Source organism: Blastomonas sp. AAP53 (assembly GCF_000331245.1).
Lineage (GTDB): Bacteria > Pseudomonadota > Alphaproteobacteria > Sphingomonadales > Sphingomonadaceae > Blastomonas.
The window spans coordinates 1-20,865 of record NZ_ANFZ01000009.1; the positions used below are offsets into that span (position 1 = coordinate 1).

General features: G+C 64.5%; 17 protein-coding genes. 7 read left to right on the forward strand and 10 right to left on the reverse strand.

Annotation, left to right across the window (positions count from 1 at the left end; all coding sequences use genetic code 11):
- Positions 1–134 precede the first annotated feature (134 nt).
- Positions 135–1,010: a zinc metalloprotease HtpX gene (htpX, locus tag D618_RS0106945; protein ID WP_193746693.1), complete on the reverse strand. Its 876-nt coding sequence runs from the start codon at positions 1,008–1,010 to the stop codon at positions 135–137.
- Between the two features lie 137 nt (positions 1,011–1,147).
- Here htpX and D618_RS0106950 point away from each other — a divergent pair, with 137 nt between their 5' ends.
- A complete protein-coding gene (locus tag D618_RS0106950; RefSeq protein WP_026091388.1) occupies positions 1,148–1,327 on the forward strand; it encodes a DUF1674 domain-containing protein in 180 nt (59 codons plus the stop codon).
- Between the two features lie 88 nt (positions 1,328–1,415).
- On the forward strand, positions 1,416–2,195 hold the full coding sequence (locus D618_RS0106955; RefSeq protein WP_026091389.1) for a Coq4 family protein: 780 nt from the start codon (positions 1,416–1,418) through the stop codon (positions 2,193–2,195).
- A 3-nt stretch (positions 2,196–2,198) separates the two neighbouring features.
- On the opposite strand, the gene D618_RS0106960 is transcribed toward D618_RS0106955, so the two are convergent.
- From D618_RS0106960 to cysD, 3 genes are read right to left on the reverse strand one after another with little or no spacing between them, the layout of a single operon-like run.
- Entirely contained in the window at positions 2,199–2,939 is a 741-nt protein-coding gene (locus D618_RS0106960; protein ID WP_017670783.1) for a 3'(2'),5'-bisphosphate nucleotidase CysQ, read from the reverse strand.
- Positions 2,936–4,840, reverse strand: a complete 1,905-nt coding sequence (gene cysN, locus D618_RS0106965; protein WP_017670784.1) for a sulfate adenylyltransferase subunit CysN — start codon at positions 4,838–4,840, stop codon at positions 2,936–2,938. The genes D618_RS0106960 and cysN overlap by 4 nt, the downstream gene beginning before the upstream one ends.
- On the reverse strand, positions 4,840–5,754 hold the full coding sequence (gene cysD / locus D618_RS0106970) for a sulfate adenylyltransferase subunit CysD (protein WP_026091390.1): 915 nt from the start codon (positions 5,752–5,754) through the stop codon (positions 4,840–4,842). Before cysD ends, cysN begins: the two co-directional genes overlap by 1 nt.
- Positions 5,755–5,839: 85 nt before the next feature.
- Between cysD and D618_RS0106975 the strand changes: the two genes are divergently transcribed.
- From D618_RS0106975 to D618_RS0106985, 3 genes are all read left to right on the forward strand, one after another.
- The gene (locus D618_RS0106975; RefSeq protein WP_017670786.1) at positions 5,840–6,898 is read left to right on the forward strand and encodes a helix-turn-helix transcriptional regulator; all 1,059 of its coding nucleotides are present in this window, start codon (positions 5,840–5,842) and stop codon (positions 6,896–6,898) included.
- 133 nt (positions 6,899–7,031) lie between these two features.
- Positions 7,032–9,425, forward strand: a complete 2,394-nt coding sequence (locus D618_RS0106980; RefSeq protein ID WP_040370377.1) for a M1 family metallopeptidase — start codon at positions 7,032–7,034, stop codon at positions 9,423–9,425.
- Between the two features lie 17 nt (positions 9,426–9,442).
- Positions 9,443–9,913, forward strand: a complete 471-nt coding sequence (locus D618_RS0106985) for a DUF6702 family protein (RefSeq protein WP_238550610.1) — start codon at positions 9,443–9,445, stop codon at positions 9,911–9,913.
- A 5-nt stretch (positions 9,914–9,918) separates the two neighbouring features.
- Here the strand turns inward: D618_RS0106985 and D618_RS0106990 are convergent, their stop codons facing one another.
- Genes D618_RS0106990 through D618_RS0107000 form a run of 3 tightly spaced genes read right to left on the reverse strand, consistent with a single transcriptional unit; the run spans position 9,919 to position 15,521 of the window.
- Complete coding sequence (locus D618_RS0106990; protein ID WP_051041336.1) at positions 9,919–11,526, reverse strand: family 43 glycosylhydrolase; 1,608 nt, start codon at positions 11,524–11,526, stop codon at positions 9,919–9,921.
- A 35-nt stretch (positions 11,527–11,561) separates the two neighbouring features.
- Entirely contained in the window at positions 11,562–12,563 is a 1,002-nt protein-coding gene (locus tag D618_RS0106995; protein ID WP_026091393.1) for an alpha/beta hydrolase, read from the reverse strand.
- A gap of 57 nt (positions 12,564–12,620) precedes the next feature.
- Complete coding sequence (locus D618_RS0107000; protein WP_017670791.1) at positions 12,621–15,521, reverse strand: TonB-dependent receptor; 2,901 nt, start codon at positions 15,519–15,521, stop codon at positions 12,621–12,623.
- A gap of 299 nt (positions 15,522–15,820) precedes the next feature.
- Here D618_RS0107000 and D618_RS0107005 point away from each other — a divergent pair, with 299 nt between their 5' ends.
- Positions 15,821–17,122 carry a pectate lyase gene (locus D618_RS0107005; protein ID WP_238550650.1) on the forward strand — a complete coding sequence of 434 codons (1,302 nt, stop codon included), beginning with the start codon at positions 15,821–15,823 and terminating at the stop codon, positions 17,120–17,122.
- Positions 17,119–17,538, forward strand: coding sequence for a cupin domain-containing protein (locus D618_RS0107010; protein WP_017670793.1), 420 nt, complete (start codon positions 17,119–17,121; stop codon positions 17,536–17,538). The genes D618_RS0107005 and D618_RS0107010 overlap by 4 nt, the downstream gene beginning before the upstream one ends.
- Here D618_RS0107010 and D618_RS0107015 read toward each other — a convergent pair.
- The 3 genes from D618_RS0107015 to kduD are packed head-to-tail and all read right to left on the reverse strand — an operon-like array spanning position 17,507 to position 20,833.
- A complete protein-coding gene (locus D618_RS0107015) occupies positions 17,507–19,051 on the reverse strand; it encodes a carboxylesterase family protein (protein ID WP_017670794.1) in 1,545 nt (514 codons plus the stop codon). The genes D618_RS0107010 and D618_RS0107015 overlap by 32 nt on opposite strands.
- Positions 19,038–20,060 carry a sugar kinase gene (locus D618_RS0107020; protein ID WP_238550611.1) on the reverse strand — a complete coding sequence of 341 codons (1,023 nt, stop codon included), beginning with the start codon at positions 20,058–20,060 and terminating at the stop codon, positions 19,038–19,040. The genes D618_RS0107015 and D618_RS0107020 overlap by 14 nt, the downstream gene beginning before the upstream one ends.
- Positions 20,060–20,833, reverse strand: coding sequence for a 2-dehydro-3-deoxy-D-gluconate 5-dehydrogenase KduD (kduD, locus tag D618_RS0107025; RefSeq protein WP_017670796.1), 774 nt, complete (start codon positions 20,831–20,833; stop codon positions 20,060–20,062). Before kduD ends, D618_RS0107020 begins: the two co-directional genes overlap by 1 nt.
- Positions 20,834–20,865 lie beyond the last annotated feature (32 nt).

Here is a 20,865-nt window from a genome sequence, read left to right on the forward strand (position 1 = left end):
GGGGGGGGGGGGGGGGGGGGGCCAGCGGGGTCGTAATACCGATTGGACGCCGTGCCATCCCGCTTCCCCTCCACCCCCGACCTGCGGCCGGCGGTCCCCCTCCCCGAGACAAGCTCGGGGAGGATTTTTGTGATTCACCCACGCCCTAGGGGATCGAGCGCGCTGCCCTTGCGGCGGGGCGGGGGAACAGCGCCCTGTTCCCGCGCGATCGCCTCCAGCGTGGCGATGCGGTCGCCGGTGTCGGGATGGGTTGAGAACAGCGCGCGCACGCCCGAAGGCACGATGTAGAGCTGTGCCGCTGCCGGATTGCGCTCGACCACCGGGTTGCGGATTGCCTGCGCATGGCCCGAAATCCGCGCCAATGCCGAGGCGAGCGCGAGCGGCTTGCCGCTGATTTCCGCGCCGCCACGATCCGCGCCGAACTCGCGCGTACGGCTGATCGCCATCTGCACGAGCATCGCTGCAAACGGCGCGACGATCACGGCGAGGATCGACGCCCAGGGGTTGCGGTTGTCATCGCGGAAGAACAGCCCGAAATTGGCGAGCATCGAGATCGCCCCGGCGATGGTTGCGACCATGGTCATGATCAGCGTGTCGCGGTTCTTCACATGCGCGAGTTCATGCGCCATCACGCCTTCGACCTCGTCGCGGCTGAGCATGTTGAGCAGTCCGGTCGTGGCAGCAACTGCAGCGTTTTCAGGGTTGCGGCCAGTGGCGAACGCATTGGGCGCGGCCTGATCGATCACATACACGCGCGGCATCGGCAGTCCGCCGCGCTGCGCCAGCCTGGCGACCAGGTTGTAGAAATCGGGGTGGCTCTGCGCGTTCACCTCGACCGCGTTGTGCATCTTGAGCACGATCTTGTCGGCATTCCAGAAGGTGAACAGGTTCATGCCTGCTGCAAATAGCAGCGCGATCACGGCGCCGCGCGGCCCGCCCAGCGTAAAGCCCAAAGCCATGAACAGCGCGGTCAGCGCCGCCAGCAGCATGGTCGTCTTCATTCCGTTCATTTGGGTCGAGGTCCTTCAAAAGCGTTGCTGGCGCACCGCTTCACATTGTGGCGTGCCAGCCCCATATGCCCCTCAACAATGTAGGATCGCAGGGGCCGTTTTCAATCGCGCAGCCCTTGCCAGCCAAGGGAAAACCGATGACCGATACCCCCCGCGCGACGCGCCGTCCGGACCATGTCAAGCCGCCCGCGCACTGGGGCAAATCGGAGCCCGTTCCTGCTCCGCAGCCGATCAATGACGAGCAGGCGGAGGAAGCCGCGCGCGGCCCCACGCGCTTTGGCGACTGGGAGCTCAAGGGCATCGCCATCGATTTTTAAGGTGTTGGCAGCAAGGGTGACATGACTTTGGGCATGGCGCGTGTTATTGACACGGCTGTCAGTGGCCTGCCGACCATGAGGTGCATCGATGTCCGAGCCTGTTTTCCGCCATCCTGAACGGCCTGTGCCGAAGTTTCGCCCGTTCAAGGCAATGCACCACTTCCGCAAGCTGATCGCGGACAAGGAAGACACCGAGCAGGTGTTCCACATCTTCCAGAGTCTGCCGCGGATGGGGCTGGTCGATGAAATCAGGTCCTTTGTGTACAGCGATTACGGCCAGCAACTGCGCGCCAGCGAACCCTATCTGCCCGATCTGCTCGACGACCATGACCGGCTGCGCGCAATGCCTGCGGGCAGCGTCGCGCATGCCTATGTCGATTTCATGGAGCGCGAAGGGCTGTCGGCTGCCGGATTGGTCGAGGAATATGACCGCTTCCAGGGTGGGCGGCGCTTTGGCGACATGATCGAATGGTATGTCAACCGGCTGCGTGACACGCACGATCTGTTGCACATATTGACCGGCTTCGGCCGCGATTCATTGGGTGAGGCATGCGTGCTGGCGTTCACCTACGGCCAGAACCCGGCGCCGGGCAACATCTTCATCGCCTATATGGCCGCGCTCAACATGACGCGGTCAGTCCGCAGCGATGCGCCGGTGTTCAAGGCCGTGGGCGAGGCCAAGCGGCTGGGCAAGGCCTGTCCGCGCATCGCCGAACAGTCGATCGCGGCGCTGCTGGCCGAACCGCTTGTCGCTGCGCGTCAGCGGCTCAGGATCGCCAACCCGCATTATTACGGGCTGGCGCATGACAGGCTGCGCGCGCGGGGGATCGATCCCTACGACCTGCTGGGCAAGGCGCAACCTGCCTGACAGTCAAACCGGCAGCGACCGCATCGCCGCGAGCACCCGCTCGGCCCAATCCGGGCGGCAGATCAGCAGGTCGGGCATATAGGTGTCCGCCTGATTGTAGACGAGCGGTGACCCGTCCGCCCGGCTGACGTGCAGGCCGTGCGCTGCAGCAACCGCGACAGGTGCGCAACTGTCCCACTCATATTGTCCGCCGGTATGCAGGTAGATTTCGGCATCGCCGCGCACCACCGCCATCGCCTTGGCGCCTGCGCTGCCCATCGGCAGCAGCTCTGCGCCCAGCAGTTCCGCCACCGCCAGCGCCTCGGGGGCGGGGCGGCTGCGGCTCACCAGCATGCGCGGAATCGGCGCTCCGGGGGGCAGGGGCTGGGGCTGGTCGCTGCGCAGCACGACATCCATGCCCGGCAGCGCCACCGCACCGATGCTGGCGACGCCTTCGATCGCCAGCCCGACATGCACTGCCCAGTCGGCGCGCGCCTCGCCATATTCGCGCGTGCCATCGACCGGATCGATGATCCAGACGCGGCTGTGCGAAAGGCGCTCGGAATTGTCCTTTTCCTCCTCCGACAACAGGCCGTCATCGGGCCGCTGTTCGCGCAGCGCATGGCACAGGAACTGGTTCGCGGTCTGATCGCCCGCCTTGCCCAGCGCCTGGCCGGTGATCAGCCCGCAATCGCGCACCTGCAACAGGATGCGCCCGGCGGCGGTCGCGAGCTGCGCGGCGAGTTCTGCGTCGGTCATGCTCATTTGAGTGGCATCAGCTGGCGGATGATGAATTCGGCCGCCTCGGCCGGGGTCATCTCGACCGTATTGACGCGGATGTCGGGATTTTCGGGCGGCTCATACGGGCTGTCGATGCCGGTGAAGTTCTTGAGATTGCCCGCACGCGCCTTCTTGTAGAGGCCCTTGACGTCGCGCGCCTCGGCGACCTCGAGCGGGGTGTCGACGAAAATCTCGACGAATTCGCCTTCAGGCAGCATCTGGCGGACCATGTCGCGTTCGGCGCGGAACGGGCTGATGAACGCGGTGAGCACGATCAGCCCGGCATCGGCCATCAGCTTGGCGACCTCGCCGACGCGGCGGATGTTCTCGATCCGGTCGGCCTCGGTGAAGCCCAGGTCGCGGTTGAGGCCATGGCGGACATTGTCGCCATCGAGCAGGAAGGTGTGGCGGTTCATCACCGAGAGGGTCTTCTCGACCTCGTTGGCAATGGTCGACTTGCCCGATCCCGACAGCCCGGTGAACCACAGGACCTTGGCCTTCTGGTTCTTGAGGTCGGCGTGCACCTCGCGGGTGACGTCGGTCGCCTGCCAGTGCACATTCTGCGCGCGGCGCAGGCTGAAGTGCAGCATGCCGGCACCCACAGTGCGGTTGGTCAGCTTGTCGATCAGGATGAAGCCGCCAAGCGCGCGGTTCTGGGCATAGGGCTCGAACACGATAGGCTTGTCGGTCGCGATCTCTGCCACGCCGATCGCGTTCAACTCCAGCGTCTTGGCGGCAAGCTGTTCCAGCGTGTTGACGTTGATCGTGTATTTGGGCTGCTGCACCGTCACGGATACCGTCTGCGTACCCAGCTTGAGCCAGTAGGAGCGGCCCACCAGCATCGCATCGTCGTCCATCCAGACGATTGTCGCCTCGAACTGGTCAGCGGCCTGCGGAGGGTTGTCGGCGGTCGCGATGACGTCACCGCGCGAACAGTCGATCTCGTCCGCCAGCGTCAGCGTGACCGACTGGCCCGCCACCGCCTCGTCGAGATCGCCATCCAGCGTCACGATGCGGCTGACCGTGCTGGTCTTGCCCGACGGCAGGACGCGCACCGTGTCACCCGGCTTGACCGAACCGGTGGAGATCAGGCCTGAAAACCCGCGGAAATCGAGATTGGGCCGGTTGACCCATTGCACCGGCAGCCGGAACGGTTTGTCGGCATCGAGCGAGGACAGCACCTCGACCGTCTCGAGATGGTCGATCAGCGTTGGCCCCGAATACCATGGCGTGTTGTCCGACCGGGTGGTGATGTTGTCGCCCTTGAAGCCGCTGATTGGCATCGCGGTGAAGCTCTCGATGCCGATGCTCTGCGCGAACGCGCGATACTCGGCGACGATCGCGTCGAACCGGGCCTGGTCATAGTCCACCAGGTCCATCTTGTTCACCGCCAGCACGATGTTGCGGATGCCGATCAGCTGGCACAGATACGAATGCCGCCGCGTCTGGACGAGCACGCCCTTGCGTGCATCGATCAGGATCACGGCGAGGTCTGCGGTCGATGCTCCGGTGACCATGTTGCGGGTGTATTGCTCATGCCCCGGGCAGTCCGCGACGATGAACTTGCGCTTTTCGGTGTTGAAGAAGCGATAGGCGACATCGATGGTGATGCCCTGTTCGCGTTCGGCGGCAAGGCCATCGACCAGCAGCGCAAAATCGATCTCCTGGCCTTGCGTGCCGACCTTCTTGCTGTCGCTTTCGAGCGCGGCGAGCTGGTCCTCGAAGATCATCTTGCTGTCGTACAGCAGCCGCCCGATCAGCGTCGACTTGCCATCGTCCACCGACCCGCAGGTGATGAAGCGCAGCATCGTCTTGTGCTGGTGGACATCCAGATACGCGTCAATATCCTCGGCGATCAGGGCTTCGGTCTGGTACACGGCGTCCATCAGAAATAGCCCTCCTGCTTCTTCTTTTCCATCCCCGCACCGCCGGCATCCTTGTCGATCACGCGGCCCTGGCGTTCGGATGTGGTGGTGAGCAAGGTCTCCTGGATCACCTCGCTCAGGGTGCTGGCGGTGCTTTCGACCGCGCCGGTGAGCGGGAAACAGCCCAGGGTGCGAAAGCGGATCGAGCGCTCGGTAATCTCGGGCGTTCTGCCCAGCACCTTGGTCAGTCGGTCGATATCATCGGCCATGAACATCTGGCCCTCCCATTCGAAGGTCGGGCGGACGGCGGCAAAATACAGCGGCACGATCGGCACGTCGTTGAGCTGGATATACTGCCAGATGTCGAGCTCGGTCCAGTTGCTGATCGGGAAGACGCGGATGCTCTCGCCCTTGTTCTTGCGCGCGTTGTAAAGGTTCCACAGTTCGGGGCGCTGGTTCTTGGGGTCCCAGCTGTGCGAAGCGGTGCGGAACGAGAAGATGCGCTCCTTGGCGCGGCTCTTTTCCTCGTCGCGCCGCGCGCCGCCAAAGGCTGCGTCGAAGCCGTGCAGGTCGAGCGCCTGTTTCAGCCCTTCGGTCTTCCACATGTCGGTGTGCAACGGGCCGTGATCGAACGGGTTGATCCCGCGCTCGGTCGCTTCCGGGTTCTGATAGACCAGCAGCTCCATGCCGCTCTCGCGCGCCATCCGGTCGCGCAGCGCGTACATGTCCTTGAACTTCCACGTGGTGTCGACATGGAGCAACGGGAACGGCGGCGGCGAGGGGTAGAACGCCTTGCGCGCCAGATGCAGCATCACCGCGCTGTCCTTGCCCACCGAATAGAGCATCACGGGCTTGTCCGCCTGCGCCACCACTTCGCGCATGATGTGGATCGCTTCGGCTTCAAGGCGCTCGAGATGGGTAAGGCTGCGGGTCATCGCGACAGGCTCCATGATTGCTGATGGTGCATTGGCACAGCAACCTGGGTCTTGAACCTCCCATATGGGAGGGTATAATCCCGCTATGCGATTTGATGACGGTCTGGTTCAGGCGCTGCACGAAGGCCTTTTCGATACACCCCTGTGGGACGGGTTTCTGACGCGTCTGCGCGCTGTGTCCGGAGCCGGTTTCGTGATGCTCGCCATCCGCCCGAAGGGCCAGGTCGAGCTGTCTGCGCTGGCGGCTGGTGATGGGCCAATTGCCGATATGCGAAACATGCTCGCCACTGCCGCGCTGCGGGAAGGGCGTTGCTATGCTCTGGAGGAGCTGTTCGATCAGGTCGATCCGCGCGAGCGCGACCGGTTGCGAGAGACTTTGGGAGCGGATCGGATCACCGCGCTGCGGGCCGTCCGCGTGACCGAAGCCGGCGGGGTGGATGGCTGGCTGGTCTGCGCGGGCGGGCGTTCGCTGGGCTCTGCCGCAGGGGCATTGTTGCTGGGGCTGGCGCCGCACCTTCGGATTGCCCTTCGCAATTTCGCCGCGCTGGAGCGCGAGCGCTTTCGCTCGGCGGTGACCGGAGAGGCGGTCAATCGGCTCAAGATCGCCTGGCTGACGCTCGATGCGCAGGGACGGATCGTCGAATCGAGCGACAACATGGAGCAGATGTTCCAATGGGGCACGCTGCTGCGGCGCGGGCGTTATGACCGGTTGCAGCCCGCGTCTCCCGCGATCGACCGGCAGCTGACCGGCTATCTCAAGCAGGTCGCAGCGGGCAAGGCGATGCGGCCGCTGGCGATCAACCTGAGCCAGGACCCGTGGCTCGACATGCTGGTCGCTCCCTTGCAGGGCGAGACGATCTCGGGCCACCGCTCGGCCACGGTGATCGTCTATGTCAGCGGCGACAGGCGCAGCCAGGCGGATCGGTGCGAGCAGCTCGTCGACCTGTTCGGCCTGCTGCCCAGCGAAGCGCGGCTGGCGTGGTTGCTGGCGCAGGCGACCAGCATCGCGGATGCCGCAGCGACTCTGGGAATCACGGTGGAAACCGCGCGCAACTATTCGAAGAAGATCTACGCCAAGACCGGCGCCAGCGGCCATGCCGAGCTGGTGCGGATCGTGATGACCAGCGTGCTGGCGCTCAGCTGACCCACACGCGAGGCTAAGGCGCTGCAATTAATCGCAAACCATAACGCCGGACCATTGACGGCCATGCGATAGTATCACATGCAAGTGGTCTGTTATCTTTCAGGGGCAACAATGCCCCGAAAAGGGGGTCGTCTTGCGTCGTATTTCCGGAGTTTCCGCTTCTCTTCTGGCGCTCGCCGTCAGCGCCATCACCATGCCTGCGCTCGCCAGTCCGGTCGAACAGACCAAGGGCAATTACGAGGACAAGTTCCGCCAGCTCGAGGGCGAGGAATGGCCGACGCCCACCGATTACCGAAATGCCTCGGGCGCTCCGGGCTATCGCTACTGGCAGCAGAAGGTCGATTACGACGTCCAGGCGCGCCTCGACGAAGCCAAGCGGACGGTGAGCGGCTCGCAGACGGTGCGTTATCAGAACAACTCGCCCGACGCTTTGCCCTATCTGTGGCTGCTGCTCGATCAGAACGACTACAAGCGCGATTCGATCGCGGCGATGACTGAGACGGTTTCGGGCGACAAGATCAGCTTGGGCGAGGTCCGCCGCATCCAGCGCATGCGCGAATGGGAAGGGGGCTTCACGATCTCCGCCGTGCGCGACGCGTCGGGCAAGTCGCTGCCGTTCACCGTGGTCGACAGCCTGTTGCGCATCGATCTGGGCCAGGCGGTCGCGGGCAATGGCGGCGAGACCAGCTTCTCGATCGAATGGTCGTTCCCGATGGTCGAGAACAAGGTCGTCGGCGGCCGTTCGGGTTATGAATGCTTCACCCAGCCGGGCGAGGACGGCAACTGCATCTTCGAAGGCGCGCAGTGGTTTCCGCGGCTCGCGGTCTATTCGGACTATGAAGGCTGGCACAACAAGGCGTTTCTGGGATCGGGCGAGTTCACGCTGGAGTTCGGCGATTATCGCGTTGCGCTGACGGTGCCCGCCGATCATGTCGTTGCCGCCACCGGCGTGTTGCAGAACCCCGACCAGGCGCTGACTGCGGCGCAACGCCAGCGGCTCGAACAGGCCAAGACCGCTACCAGCCCGGTCTATGTCGTCACCCCGCAGGAGGCCGTGGCGGCCGAGCGCGGCAAGGCTTCGGGTGAGAAGACCTGGGTGTTTGCTGCGACCAACGTCCGCGATTTCGGCTGGGCCTCGTCGCGCAAGTTCGCCTGGGACGCGCTGGGCGTGAAACAGGATTATGCCGATCAGCCGCTGGTGATGGCGATGAGCTTCTTCCCCAAGGAAGCGCGCCCCCTGTGGGATGCCTATTCGACCAAGGCGATTGCGCACACCATTGACGTCTATGGCAAGTTCGCCTTCCCGTACCCCTATCCGGTGGCGCAGTCGGTCAATGGGCCTGTCGGCGGCATGGAATATCCGATGATCACCTTCAACGGCCCGCGCCCGGTGAAGGACAAGAAGACGGGCAACCTCACCTATACCGAGCGCGCCAAATACGGGCTGATCGGCGTGGTCATCCACGAGATCGGCCACAACTGGTTCCCGATGATCGTCAATTCGGACGAGCGCCAGTGGACGTGGATGGACGAGGGGCTGAACACCTTCCTCCAGTTCCAGGCGGAGAAGCTGTGGGACAAGGACTATCCCGTGCGGCGCGGCGAACCCAAGGACATCGCCGAGTACATGCTGTCGACCAACCAGATGCCGCTGATGACGCAGTCGGATTCGGTGCTGCAGTTCGGCGCGAACGGCTATGGCAAGCCCGCCACCGCGCTCACCATCCTGCGCGAAACCATCCTGGGCCGCGAGCTGTTCGACCGGGCTTTTCGCGAATATGCCGAACGCTGGCGCTTCAAGCACCCCACGCCGTATGATTTCTTCCGGACGATGGAGGAGAGCAGCGGCGTCGATCTCGACTGGTTCTGGCGCGGCTGGTTCTATTCGACCGACCATGTCGACATTGCGCTCGACAAGGTGGTGCGTGCGACGCTCGAGCCCGCTGATGCGACCGCTGCGGCGGCTGCTCGCAAGAGGCTGCGCGATGGCGAACCCGGATCGCTCACCGCCCAGCGCAACGCAGGCCAGCCCACCGTGATCGAGCGCGACCCGGCAGTGCGCGATTTCTACGACAGTATCGATCCGCTTGATGCGACCGCTGCCGACAAGCGCAAGGCCGCCGAGGCTTACGCAGATCTGACAGCGGAGGAAAAAGCCGCGCGGCAGGTGACCGACAATTTCTACCGCTTCAGTTTCGCCAACCGCGGCGGCCTGGTGATGCCTGTGATCCTGAAAATGGACTTCACCGATGGCACAAGCGAGACGGCACGCATTCCGGCGGAAATCTGGCGCTACAATCCCAGGAACGTGACCTGGCAGTTCGTCACGCCCAAGACGCTTACGCGCGCCGAGGTCGATCCGTTGTGGGAGACCGCCGATGCCGACCGATCAAACAATGTCTACACAGGCCAGATCGACCCCAGGACGTTGAAGATCGACACGCCCGAAGAGGGCAAGAACCGCATGAAGGATTCGGACATGAAGGTGCTGCCCGATTCCCTGCGCACCATCGATGCGCCGAAATGAGGCGGTTTGCGGTGATGATGGCGGCACTGGCGTCGGTGACGCTGGTGCCGCAGGCGCACGCGCACCGAGGCCACGACGCGATGAGCGTGGTCACGCTGCTGCCCGATGGCAAGGTCACGGTGTCGCACCGGTTCGAGGCGCATGATCTGGAGCCAGCGCTGGCGGAAATCGCGCCCAATGCGCAGACCAGCCTGGATGATCCCGATGCGATTGCCGAGCTGAAGACCTATCTGCTCGCGCACTTCTCGGTGAGCGCGGACGGCATCGCGGTACCGTTGACCGTGGCGTCGGTCGAGGTCGGCGTGCGCGATGTCCGGGTGGATTATGCGGGAACGGTGCAGGGCAGGCCCAAGGCGGTCGCGGTCAAATCCACGATTCTGCGCGATATCTACCCGCGCCAGGTCAACCAGGTATCGGTTCGGCGCGGGCAATATGTGCAGACGCTGCGCTTTTCCGGCGACGAGGTGAAGACCGTCGCGCTGCCCTGATCGCGCTAGTCGTCGAGCGCCGTGAAGCGGAAATCGCGAAATTTCGCCTCGCCTGGGCCTGCGGCATAGAGGCCCGGACGCAGCATCAGGAAGCCGCCGCGCACATTGTGGTGATAGCCTGACACTTCCATGCCGCGGTCGAACTTGACCCAGGTCTTGCCGCCATCGCCCGAGGTGTGGAAGCTGACGATGTGCTTGCGGTTGGTCACGCGGATGCGCATGCGGCTGCCATGCGGGTTGGCGGGGCGCGCGCGCTCGATGCCGTATTGGTGGGTCACGAACCGTTCTGCATCGAAACCCAGGCCTGCATAGAGCTTGTCGTCATAAAACAGCACAAGGCCCGCCGTTCCGCTGGGCGCCAGTTCGATATCGCATTCGAACCGGTAAGACGTGTCGCCTGCCGTCACCAGCAACGGCGATCCGGTGGAGGGGGCCAGCCCCTTGCCCTTGAGAAACAGGGTGTTGTTCGCGACCCGTGCACGTCTCACCTCGTCGGGATCGGGACGGAAGAACGACCATTTGGTCCCGATCTGCAAAGCTGCAAAATCGTCCGAAAGCGCCACTCCGTGCGGCAGGATTGCGCCGCCTCCGGGCTTGGCCAATGGCCGCGACAGATCGCCGCCAGTCATCTTGAACCAGCCGTCTTGGGTCCATTCGACCGGATCGAGCAGGCACTGGCGACCCAGCGTCCAGAAACCATTCTCGAAGCCGTGATAAAGGCTCCACCAGCTGCCATCGGGCGCTTCGACTAGGCTGGCATGGCCGCGCGACCACCAGGCTTCGCGGATGTCGGTGGTCCGCACCAGCGGGTTGCCGGGATGCTGCTCCCACGGGCCATGGATCGATCGCGAGCGGGCTGCGATGACCATATGGCCCGTGGGAGGCCCCGCTGTCCCCCCGACGGCGGTCAGCATGTAGAACCAGTCGCCAATCCGGTGGATCTTCGGGCCTTCGGGCGCGAAGCCTTCGACATCCCACTCCTGCGGATAGCGCCAGGGATCGTAGACATGCTCGACCTCGCTCGTGACGCGCATCCCGTCATCGGACAGCCGCACCCGGTCTCCGCCCGACAGGAACAGCCAGCGCGATCCATCCTCGCCCACCGCATGGCAGGGGTCGATATGCTTGTGCAGGCCCAGCGGAGCGGGATCGCTCCACGGCCCATCGATATGGTCTGCCCAGATCACGAAGATGTCGTTCTGAGGACTGGCCTTGACCGGAATGTAGAGAAAGTATCGCCCCTGATGCTTTTCCAGGCTGACCGCCCAGACCGAACCGATGTTGCGGGTGAGCGCCGGCTGACGCGGCTGCCAGTTCACCAGATCGCGCGAGTGCCACATCAGCAGGCCGGGATAGGATTCGAAGCTGGAAAAGGTGAGGTAGTAATCCTCGCCGTCCTTGAGGATGGCCGGGTCGGGGCGATCGCCCGACAGTACGGGGTTGAGAAACGTACCATTGCCCAGATCGGCGATGCGCTGGTTGTCGAGACCCCGGCGCCAGCCTGGGGAGGGCGTGTCTTTAGAAGACTGCGGCGCCGGGGAGAGGCTTGCGGGCAGAGATGTTGCAAGCCCCTGTGTGGTGAGACCCAGGGTCGCCAGCGAGGCCGAGGCCATCGCCGAGCGGCGGGTCAAGATCGGTACGCGGCGCATCACAGCGCCAGCCCAGTGGTGCGGGCCCAGGCGCGCCACAGATCGGGCCAGACCTCGACCGGCTTGCCGATCGCCTTGCGCAGGCCGAAGCCGTGGCCGCCATGTTCGAACAGGTGCGTTTCGACACGGATGGCCCTGGCCTTGAGCGCCGCGCGCAGCAGCAGGGCGTTGTTCACCGGTACCGCGTCGTCATCCTCGGCATGCAGCAGGAAGAACGCAGGCGCATCGGCGGGCACGTTGAGGTGCGGCGAATGCGCGGCTTCCAGAGCGGGGGCAGCAGCCTTGCCGATCAGCAGCTCGCGCGATCCGACATGCGCATCGGGCGCGGTCATGGAGATGACAGGATAAATCGGCGCAGCGCTGTGCGGCTTGGCCGAGAGCCGGTCGAGGTCATCGACAGGGGCATAGACCGGCGCAGCAAAGCGTGTGGCGAGGTCCGCGCACAGATGGCCGCCTGCGGAGAAACCCATCGCGGACACCCGCTCGGGGTCGATGGCGAAGTCGCCGGCGCGCGCGCGGATCAGCCGCATCGCGCGCTGCGCGTCGGCGAGGGCCACGTCCGGCCCCGCCGCCCAGCCTTCGCCCGGCAGCCGGTAGAACAGCACGAAGGCCGTAAAGCCGCGTGCCGCCAGCCAGCGGCCCATCTCATAGCCTTCCTTGTCGACCACCACCCAGCGATAGCCACCGCCCGGCGTGATCAGCACCGCCGCGCCATTGGGCCGGTCGGGCCGGAAAACCGCGAGGCGCGGAACGCTGATGCCGTAAACCGCGCGATCGGTGACCAGCCGGTCGGTCGAACGCTCCTGCACCGTTTCGGTGAGCGGGCGGGCAGGGGCTCCGGGTGCGCCTTTGGGCCACAGGTCGATGGTCTCTGCAGGCTGAGGCAGTCCCGGCGGCAATGCGCCACCCGGCACCTGCGGCACGGCGGTCTGCGCCCAAGCGGTGTTTGCCAGCCCCAAAGCCAAAGGAGCCGCCATAAGGGATCGGCGGTCGATCTTCATGGCGGCTCCTCTTTTCAGTTCAGCGAGAACAGCGGCGAACCGCTGCCCCGGTTGGCATCAGTATTTGAAGCGTGCACCCAGGAAGAAGGTGCGACCGAAATGGTTGTTCTCGTAGTTCCGGTCGGCTTCCAGATCGGTGAAGCGATAGCGATAGGTGTCGGTCAGGTTGTTGCCTTCCAGCGAGACTTCGACCCACTCGGTCAGCTTGTAGCGGATCGAGGCATCGAGGTTGAACTGGCTGCCGAAGCCCTCGAGCACGTTACCGGTGCCGCTCGCGCCTTCATGCCAGCGGCTGCGATACGTGCCCATGACGCGGGCAGAGAACTTGCCGTCGTCATAATAGAAGGTGCCGTTGAACGACCGCTTGGACACGTTGGCAAGCGTACTGGTGACGTTGACGTTGTTCAGAGGTCCCAAGTTGCCATTGGGCAGTGACGCGACCGTGATCGGGCCCTGAAGCTGATAATCGGCGTTGGAAGAGATAAATGTGGCGTTGGCCAATACGCCGAAATTGCCGAGGAAGCCATCGGTGAAGATGGTGAAAGGAATCTGGGCTGAAAACTCCCAGCCCTTGAGAGTTGCGCCTTCACCGTTGACCGTAGTGGCCAGAGTCCAGCGATCTTCCAGCAGTTGTCCGGGATTGAGCGCCGCGGGCGAACTGGGGCTGAGTGCCGAAGCGGGCGCGCCTGTCTCCGCAAAGGTCAGCCCGGTGATGGAGGCACTGCGGGTAAAGGTTGCGATATCCTTCTTGAACCATGCGACCGACAACACCGCCTGGGGTGCAAAATACCATTCTGCCGCGATGTCGTAGTTGGTCGCGCGGAATGGCTCGAGGAAGGGGTTGCCCGAGCTGACACGGTAGTTAAAGCCATCCGCCGTACCTCCCGGCGTCAGCGCGCCGAGCGTCGGGCGGGTAATGACCTCAGCAGCGGCCAGGCGGACGATGACGTTTTCCACTGGAAACAGCGCCAGGTTGGCCGAAGGCAGCCAGTCGTCGTAGCTACGTTCGACCGTGGACTGCACCCCGCTGACCAAGCCGTATGACGACTGTTCGGTCTTCACATAACGCATGCCCGCATTGAGGGCATATTCCAGGCCCAGCAACTCGCCCTTGGCATCGACCTGCAGATAGCCACCCTTGGTGGTTTCCTGCACGCCGCGATTGTTGCCCACGTCAAGCCTAAGCGGCCGGTCGTACAATTTGGTGAAATCTGCTGCCGCAGCCAGATTGGGTACCAGCCAGGCGTTGGTGTTACCCGAAGGCTGGCCGGCCTTGCCAAGGTTGAACAGCTCGGACAGCTGCGGCGTGGCCTGGAAGCCGTACACGGCGGTCGGGCCGAACAGGCTGGTCGGCGAGCAGGTGATCGTGCCCAGCACCCGGTCAAGGCCGCCATTGCCGCACACTGCGGTGTCGCGGGTGAAGGCGACGGTATCAAAATTGAACCGGCGCCACATGGCACCTGCCTTCACTGTGAAGCCTTCACCAACATCCCATTCGGTGCGGAACTGCAGCGTCTTGAAGCGGTTTTCGATTTCCGAAGGCCGGTCGCGGATTTCGGCCAGCTGGAACACCGCAGGGTCGGTCACGCTGGTCCCGAAGGTCAGCTTGGGCGCCTTCATGTTGGTATAGTCGTAGCTATAGCCCTGCGCGTCACGGTCATCGAACACGATGGTGGTTTCCACAGGGATATCGGCATTGGACTTGGAAATGCCGCCCAGCAGCGTGAAGCGCAGATTGTCGGTGACGTCCTGATCCCAGCTGCCGCCAACCTGATAGAATTCGGTGGTGCTCTGGCGCAGGTAATGCTCGGTCCGCACCCACGCATCGTTGAGCGTGGCCGAAATCATGTTGTTGTTGGCGTCGTAGACCGGGTTGACCACGTCGATCGAACGCTCGTTCGAGCGCAGCAGAACTTCTCCCCAGCGTTCGCGGCGATCGCTGTTGAAGCGCGAGAACAGACCGTCGATCGAGAATTTGGTCATGTCGGTCGGGGCGAACTGGATCGATCCGGTGATGCCCAGGCGCTCGCGGTCGTGCTTGACTTCGCCATAGCGCGGAATGCGCGGGTGGAACGAAAGGGCAGCCTGATCGCACACGGCGCTGGGGCGATACGTGCCGCCGCTGTTGGGACGACCTGCCGCATTGGTCGCGCTCTGCTGGAAACAGGAGGTGCCGTTCACCGAGTCAAACCGTGCCTGTGCCCAGCGGACGGTGTTGTTGCCCAGTTCCAGCACCTGAGTCTTCTGGTAGGCCGCCGAAAGCGACACGCCGAAGGTGCCGGCATCGTTGCGCCAGCTCAGCAATCCGGCAAGGCGCGGGCCGAAATATTCGGACAGGTCGTTGTAGCTGGCAACTGCCGATCCGACGGCGGTGAAGCCTGCCTTGGCGGCCAATGGGTTGCCCGTGTTCAGATCGACCACCGCGCCCAGCGAACCTTCGTCCAGGCTGGCTTCGGCAGTCTTGTGGACGACGATCGAGCTGAACAGTTCGGAAGCGAACACGTTGAAATCGAACGCGCGGTCGCGGTTGGCCGACGCGCCGTCGGTCGACGTGGCGACGGTTTCTAGGCCATTGACGCGGACGCGTGTGAACTGGCTCGAGAGACCGCGCACGGTGATCGCGCGGCCTTCACCGGCGTCTCGCGAGATCGAGATGCCAGGAATGCGCTGCAGCGATTCTGCCAGGTTCTGGTCGGGGAATTTGGCGATGTCTTCGGCGACGATCGCGTCGATCGCGCCCACCGATGTCCGCTTGAGGTTGATCGCGGCTTCGAGCGACTGGCGGAAACCGGTGACGACGATTTCGTCTGCGGCAACCTCATCCTCAACCGTGGTCGGCTGGTCGCTCTGTGCGACTTGCGCCTGCGCGGTACCGGCGGCGCCCAGCGCGCATCCGGTCAGCAGTGCTGCCTTGAAAATCGAAATGCCTGAAAAACGCTGCGTATGCTGACTGCGCATGATAAATCCCCTCCTGATCGCCTTTTTCAAGGCAATTGCTACCGGTGTCAAAGGAGAAGATGCGTCCTGCATCCAGCACTCTTCGACACCCCGACTCCCGACCGCGTATGCATTGGCAAAGCCAGGCATCGCTGTTCTTTCCGCTTCCCCGAATCGTCTGGCATGCTCTGCCAGTCGATCACGGTAACCGGTGTCATTATGTATTGCCCTCAAGCTGCGGCTCTGTCAATAACGATGACAACGGGAGAGAAACGATGCACAAGACACTGCAAAAAGCCGTGATTACGGGCGCTTTTGTCATGGCCAGCCTGGCTCCGGCGTGGGCCGAGCCGCACGCTGGCGATCCGACCAAGGGTGGCGCTGGCGGACGAATCATCCGCGTGACCACCCTTGAAAAGGATGGCCCCGGATCGCTCGCCGAAGCTCTGCGCACCAGGGGCAAGCGCACCGTCGTGTTCGAAGTTGGCGGCGTGATCGACATGGGCCGCAGCACGCTGGAGATCACCGAACCGTTTCTCACGATCGCCGGGCAGACCGCACCTTCGCCGGGCATCACCATCATCAAGGGCGGCCTCGATGTGCGCACGCACGATGTCGTCGTCTCGCACCTGCGCGTGATGACCGGCGCCGATGGCCAGGCGCGCATGTCCGGCTGGGAGGCCGACTCGTTTTCCACCGTCGCGGCGCGCAATATCGTCGTCGAGCATTGCAGCTTCCTGTGGGGCGTCGACGAAAACATGTCCGCTTCCGGCCCGCGATTCACCGGCAAGACGGTGGCCGAATGGCGCGCTGGCACCAGCCACGATATCGTTTTCCGCGATAACCTGGCTGCCGAGGGGCTGGCTGTTTCCAGCCACCCGAAGGGCGAACACAGCAAGGGCTCGCTGATCCACGATAATGCAACGAATATAACGTTTTACCGCAATGTCTGGGCGCACAATGTCGAGCGGTCGCCGCTGGTCAAGGGTGGCGCGCAGGTGAGCATGATCAACAACCTGATCTACAATCCGGGGCACCGCGCGGTGCACTACAACCTGATGAATCTCGAATGGCTGGGGCAGGACTATGTCACCGGAGAAATCACCGCGATCGGCAATGTCATGCGCGGCGGCAATGATACCAACGAGGGGCTGCCGTTCCTGATGCTGGGCGGCGACGGCGACCTTGCCTATTTCGGGCAGGACAATCGCGCGGTCGATCGCCATGGCAACCCGCTGCCGCAGTTCGGCCGCTATGGCGAAACGCAGGCGAAGCTGGTCACCGCCCAGGCACCGCTCGCCAATGTATCACCGTATCGCATCCTGCCATCGGGCGAGGTCGAAACATCGCTGCTGCAGACCGCCGGCGCGCGTCCCTGGGACCGCGCGGCAGATGACATTCGCGTGCTGTTCTTCGTCGCCGAAGGGCGCGGCGACATCATCGATGATGAAAGCGAGGTTGGCGGATACCCGAAGATCGCCCCGACCTCCGCGCCGTTCGTCGCGGCACAGTGGGACCTTGAGACGATGACGCCGAAGTCTGGCCGCTATCCGGGCCAGAAGGGCGGGGCGCAGGAATCGCTGTCCACGCGCGACCGGCAGATGCGGCAGGATCGCAATTGAGCGTCCTCGCCGCCCTGCTGCTCGCGGCCGCGCCGCCGATGGCGGTGATCGACGAGTTGGATACGCTGCGCCGCGAACCGCCGCCGCACGGCGCCATCGGCATGAGCAGCGCGTGGCGGATCAGCGACCATGTGCCGCAGCCGCGGCGCATGGAATTCCGGCGCCGCACGCTCGATATCGGCGCGGCGATCGGCGAACACCCGATCGCGCACGACGAGGTCTATTACGTGCTCGATGGCGAAGGGGAGGTCGTCTCCGATGGCCAGCGTGCGACGCTGAAGCCCGGCATGACCGCGTATCTGTATGATGGGGCGGTGGTCGGCATCTGGCAGAAGGGCGACAAGCCTCTCGCCCTGATCATCGCCTATCCGGTGAAGGAACCGGTCAGCTGCCAGGCTGAATGTAAGGCGCCGTAGCCCACAATTGACGCTCGAAGCCGCGCGGGTCGTTGATGGTCGCCGCGCTGCCATCGCCAACCACCAGCGTCGCACGATCGGGCAGGGCATAAGCCTGCCAGTCGGCCAGCCCCGGTGCGCCCGTCTTCGCCAGCCCGGTGAACGCCTGCATCATCACATTGCGCGTTCGCCGTGCGGCTTCGTCGACGCCGCTCATGCTGCCAGGCGCGTCGAGCGTACCGAAAACATAGGGGATGTCGTCGGTGTGCGCTGCGCCGCGCAGCGGATCGATGGGCGAGGGGCGGTCGAGCTGGTACACCCAGGTGTCGCGTGCTCCGGCAAGGGCGCGGGCATCGGCCTCGATCACCTGTCCCGGCCACGACCGGCCCGCCGTGGTCGCGGCGTAGAAGATCTGCTCGGCCGTCCAGTCGGGGTACTGCGCGCGATATTGCGCGACCACCCAGTCGATATCGAGATCGATCTTGACCTCAGGCATGATCCGCGCCGCCAGATTGTCCCAGTTCAGCCCTCGCAGCTTTGGTCCGCGCGGATCGATGAAGGAGCGCGTCTCGTCGCGTGTGTTGCCCAGGATCATCGGGATGCCCAGCGATTGCGGTGCGGCATCGGGCCAGAACGGATGGCGCGACAGGTTGGTCATGTCGAGCACCGGGCCGAAATACAGCGACCCGCCGATCACGGGATCGGTCGCGGTCAGCGCCTCTAGGATGCGCTCGCTTGGCGCGGTGCGCAGGCCCTCGACATCGTCTGCCGCCAAGCCCATCGCCGCCATCAGCGCGCGCGTGCGGGCCCAGGCGTTGATCGGGCCGCTGGCAGTGACCTGCTGCCCGCTCATCGTGGCCGCACTGTGGAACAGGCCCTTGGCGGCGGGCATCGCCATCAGCGTGGCAATCTTCGCGCCGCCGCCCGACTGGCCGAACACCATCACCCGGCCCGGATCGCCGCCAAACTCGCGGATATGGTCGCGCACCCATTGCAACCCCAGAATGATGTCGAGCTGGCCCAGGTTGCCGCTATCGGCAAAGCGCGCGCCAAAGGGCTTGAGCCATGCATAGCCGAAGGCGTTGAGCCGGTGGTTGATCGTGACGACCACGACGTCCCCCGCAGCGGCCAGCGTATGTCCGTGCGTGAGCGGATCGGTGACCGTGCCGTTGGCATAAGCCCCGCCGTGAAAATATACCATCACCGCGCGCCCCGCCTTGGGGTTCGCATCTGGTGTCCAGACGTTGAGGAACAGGCAGTCTTCGGACTGGGCATAGTCCTGACTACCGCGCTGCGGTGCCACCGGAGCAAAACTCTGCGCGGTCAGCTTCGGTCCCTGCCACGGTTCACCGACAGCCCGCTCGAAGCGCGCCGCACGGCCATAGCGGATACCCTTGAAGGCGATGACGCCATGCTCGCGAAGGCCGGTGTAGCGCCCGACCCTGGGATCGCCTGCCGTGGCCAGCGCCGGGCTGGCGATCAGGACCGCGCCTGCGCCCAGCAGGCCACGGCGGGTGACGTCAGCGGCGGACATCGCCGCCGACGGCTGAAAATCCGGCCAGTTCGTCAGGCCGGATCAGGCAGAAATCGCCGGGCAGCGAATGCTTGAGCGCCGCGAGCGCCAGCCCGCATTCGGCCATCGCCTGCTCGCCTGCGCCTTGCAGATACTGGTGCAGCACGCCTGCGGCGAAGGCATCGCCGGTACCGATGCGATCGATGATGCCGGTGACGTCGATCTCCGAGGTCTGGTGCTTGCCCAGCCGGGTATCGACCCGCGCCGCGATCCGGTGATGATCGCTGCTGACGATATGGCGCGCAGTCGAGGCGACCAGCTGCAGATTGGGGAAGGCATCGAATGCGGCATCCACCGCCTCGCGTCGGCGCTCTGCGCCGTCGCCGGAGAAGGTCTTGCCCAGCAGCAGCGAGATGTCGCGGTGGTTGCCGATCAGCACCGTGGCTGCACCGACCAGCCGGGTCAGAATGGTGCGGGGGTCGCTGTCCCAGCTTTCCCACAGCTGCGCGCGATAGTTGCCGTCGAGACAGATCGGTACGCCTGCCGCCTGCGCCGCCGCGATGGCGGCATCGGCCAGCGTGACGCCCTTGGGGCCGAGGGCAGGGGTGATGCCCGACATGTGCAGCAATGCCGCGCCTTCCAGCGCACCTGCCAAGTCGAGAGCATCGGGTTCACACAGCGCGAAGGCAGAGCCCGCCCGGTCATAGGTGATCGACGAAGGCCGCAGTCCTGCGCCAGCTTCCATGAAGTACAACCCCATGCGTCCGGGTGCGCGGGCGATAAAGCGCGTATCCACGCCAGCAGCGCCCAGATCCGCCCGCGCCTTGTCGCCCAGCGGCGAGCTTGGCAGCAGGGTAACCATGCGCGCATCATGGCCGAGCGACGCCAGCGCAGCGGCGACATTGGCCTCTGCGCCGCCCACCACCATGTCGAGCGTCTGCGCCTGCACCATCATCCGCGCAGCTGGAGGCGCGAGCCGCAGCAGCATCTCGCCGAAGCAGACGACGGCACCCTTCATGTCGGACGTCATCACCGCGCGAGCCATCCGCCATCGACCGCGAGCACATGGCCCTGCACGTAATCGGCGGCGTTGCTCGCCAGGAATACGGCAGCACCGCCGATGTCGGCAGGGTCGCCCCAGCGGCCTTCGGGGATGCGCTCCATGATCTGACGGTTGCGGGTTTCATCGGCCTGCAACTGGGCCGTGTTGTTGGTGGCGATATAACCGGGCGCGATCGCGTTGACGTTCACGCCCTTGGCCGCCCATTCGCACGCCAGCAGCTTGGTGAGGCCCGCAACGCCGCTCTTGCTGGCGGTATAGCTGGGCACGCGGATACCGCCCTGGAAGCTCAGCATCGAGGCGATGTTGATGATCTTGCCGCGACGCCCCGTGGCCTCGCGTTGCGCGATCATGTGCCGACCCGCCGCCTGGCTGAGGAAGAACACCGATTTGAGGTTGGTGTCGATCACCGCGTCCCAGTCTTCCTCGGTAAAATCGACCGCATCGGCGCGGCGGATGATACCGGCATTGTTGACCAGAATATCCAGCCCGCCAAGCTCTTCCAGCACCTGCGCAACAACATCGGCGACCGGCGCGATGGTGCCGAGGTCGGCCGAGACCAGCGCGCACCGGCGACCCAGCGCGCGCACCTTGGCCGCAGTATCGTCCGCCGGCGTCCGGCCAACGGCGGCAATGTCTGCGCCCGCCTGCGCCAGCGCCAGTGCGATACCCTGGCCGATGCCGGTGTTCGCCCCTGTCACCACCGCGACGCGGCCCGAAAGGTCGAAGAAGCTGTTGGTCATGTTCGTCCTCTCCCCGCTGGCGGGGTCATGCT

Coding starts and splice junctions, on each gene's coding strand:
- D618_RS0106985 (WP_238550610.1), top strand. CDS start 9,443: ATGGCGGCACTGGCGTCGGTGACGCTGGTGCCGCAGGCGCACGCGCAC.
- cysD (WP_026091390.1), bottom strand. CDS start 5,754: ATGACCCGCAGCCTTACCCATCTCGAGCGCCTTGAAGCCGAAGCGATC.
- D618_RS0106960 (WP_017670783.1), bottom strand. CDS start 2,939: ATGAGCATGACCGACGCAGAACTCGCCGCGCAGCTCGCGACCGCCGCC.
- D618_RS0107020 (WP_238550611.1), bottom strand. CDS start 20,060: ATGACGTCCGACATGAAGGGTGCCGTCGTCTGCTTCGGCGAGATGCTG.
- D618_RS0106995 (WP_026091393.1), bottom strand. CDS start 12,563: ATGAAGATCGACCGCCGATCCCTTATGGCGGCTCCTTTGGCTTTGGGG.
- D618_RS0107015 (WP_017670794.1), bottom strand. CDS start 19,051: ATGTCCGCCGCTGACGTCACCCGCCGTGGCCTGCTGGGCGCAGGCGCG.
- cysN (WP_017670784.1), bottom strand. CDS start 4,840: ATGGACGCCGTGTACCAGACCGAAGCCCTGATCGCCGAGGATATTGAC.
- D618_RS0106990 (WP_051041336.1), bottom strand. CDS start 11,526: ATGGCCTCGGCCTCGCTGGCGACCCTGGGTCTCACCACACAGGGGCTT.
- D618_RS0107000 (WP_017670791.1), bottom strand. CDS start 15,521: ATGCGCAGTCAGCATACGCAGCGTTTTTCAGGCATTTCGATTTTCAAG.
- D618_RS0106975 (WP_017670786.1), top strand. CDS start 5,840: ATGCGATTTGATGACGGTCTGGTTCAGGCGCTGCACGAAGGCCTTTTC.
- D618_RS0107005 (WP_238550650.1), top strand. CDS start 15,821: ATGGCCAGCCTGGCTCCGGCGTGGGCCGAGCCGCACGCTGGCGATCCG.
- htpX (WP_193746693.1), bottom strand. CDS start 1,010: ATGAACGGAATGAAGACGACCATGCTGCTGGCGGCGCTGACCGCGCTG.
- kduD (WP_017670796.1), bottom strand. CDS start 20,833: ATGACCAACAGCTTCTTCGACCTTTCGGGCCGCGTCGCGGTGGTGACA.
- D618_RS0106955 (WP_026091389.1), top strand. CDS start 1,416: ATGTCCGAGCCTGTTTTCCGCCATCCTGAACGGCCTGTGCCGAAGTTT.
- D618_RS0106950 (WP_026091388.1), top strand. CDS start 1,148: ATGACCGATACCCCCCGCGCGACGCGCCGTCCGGACCATGTCAAGCCG.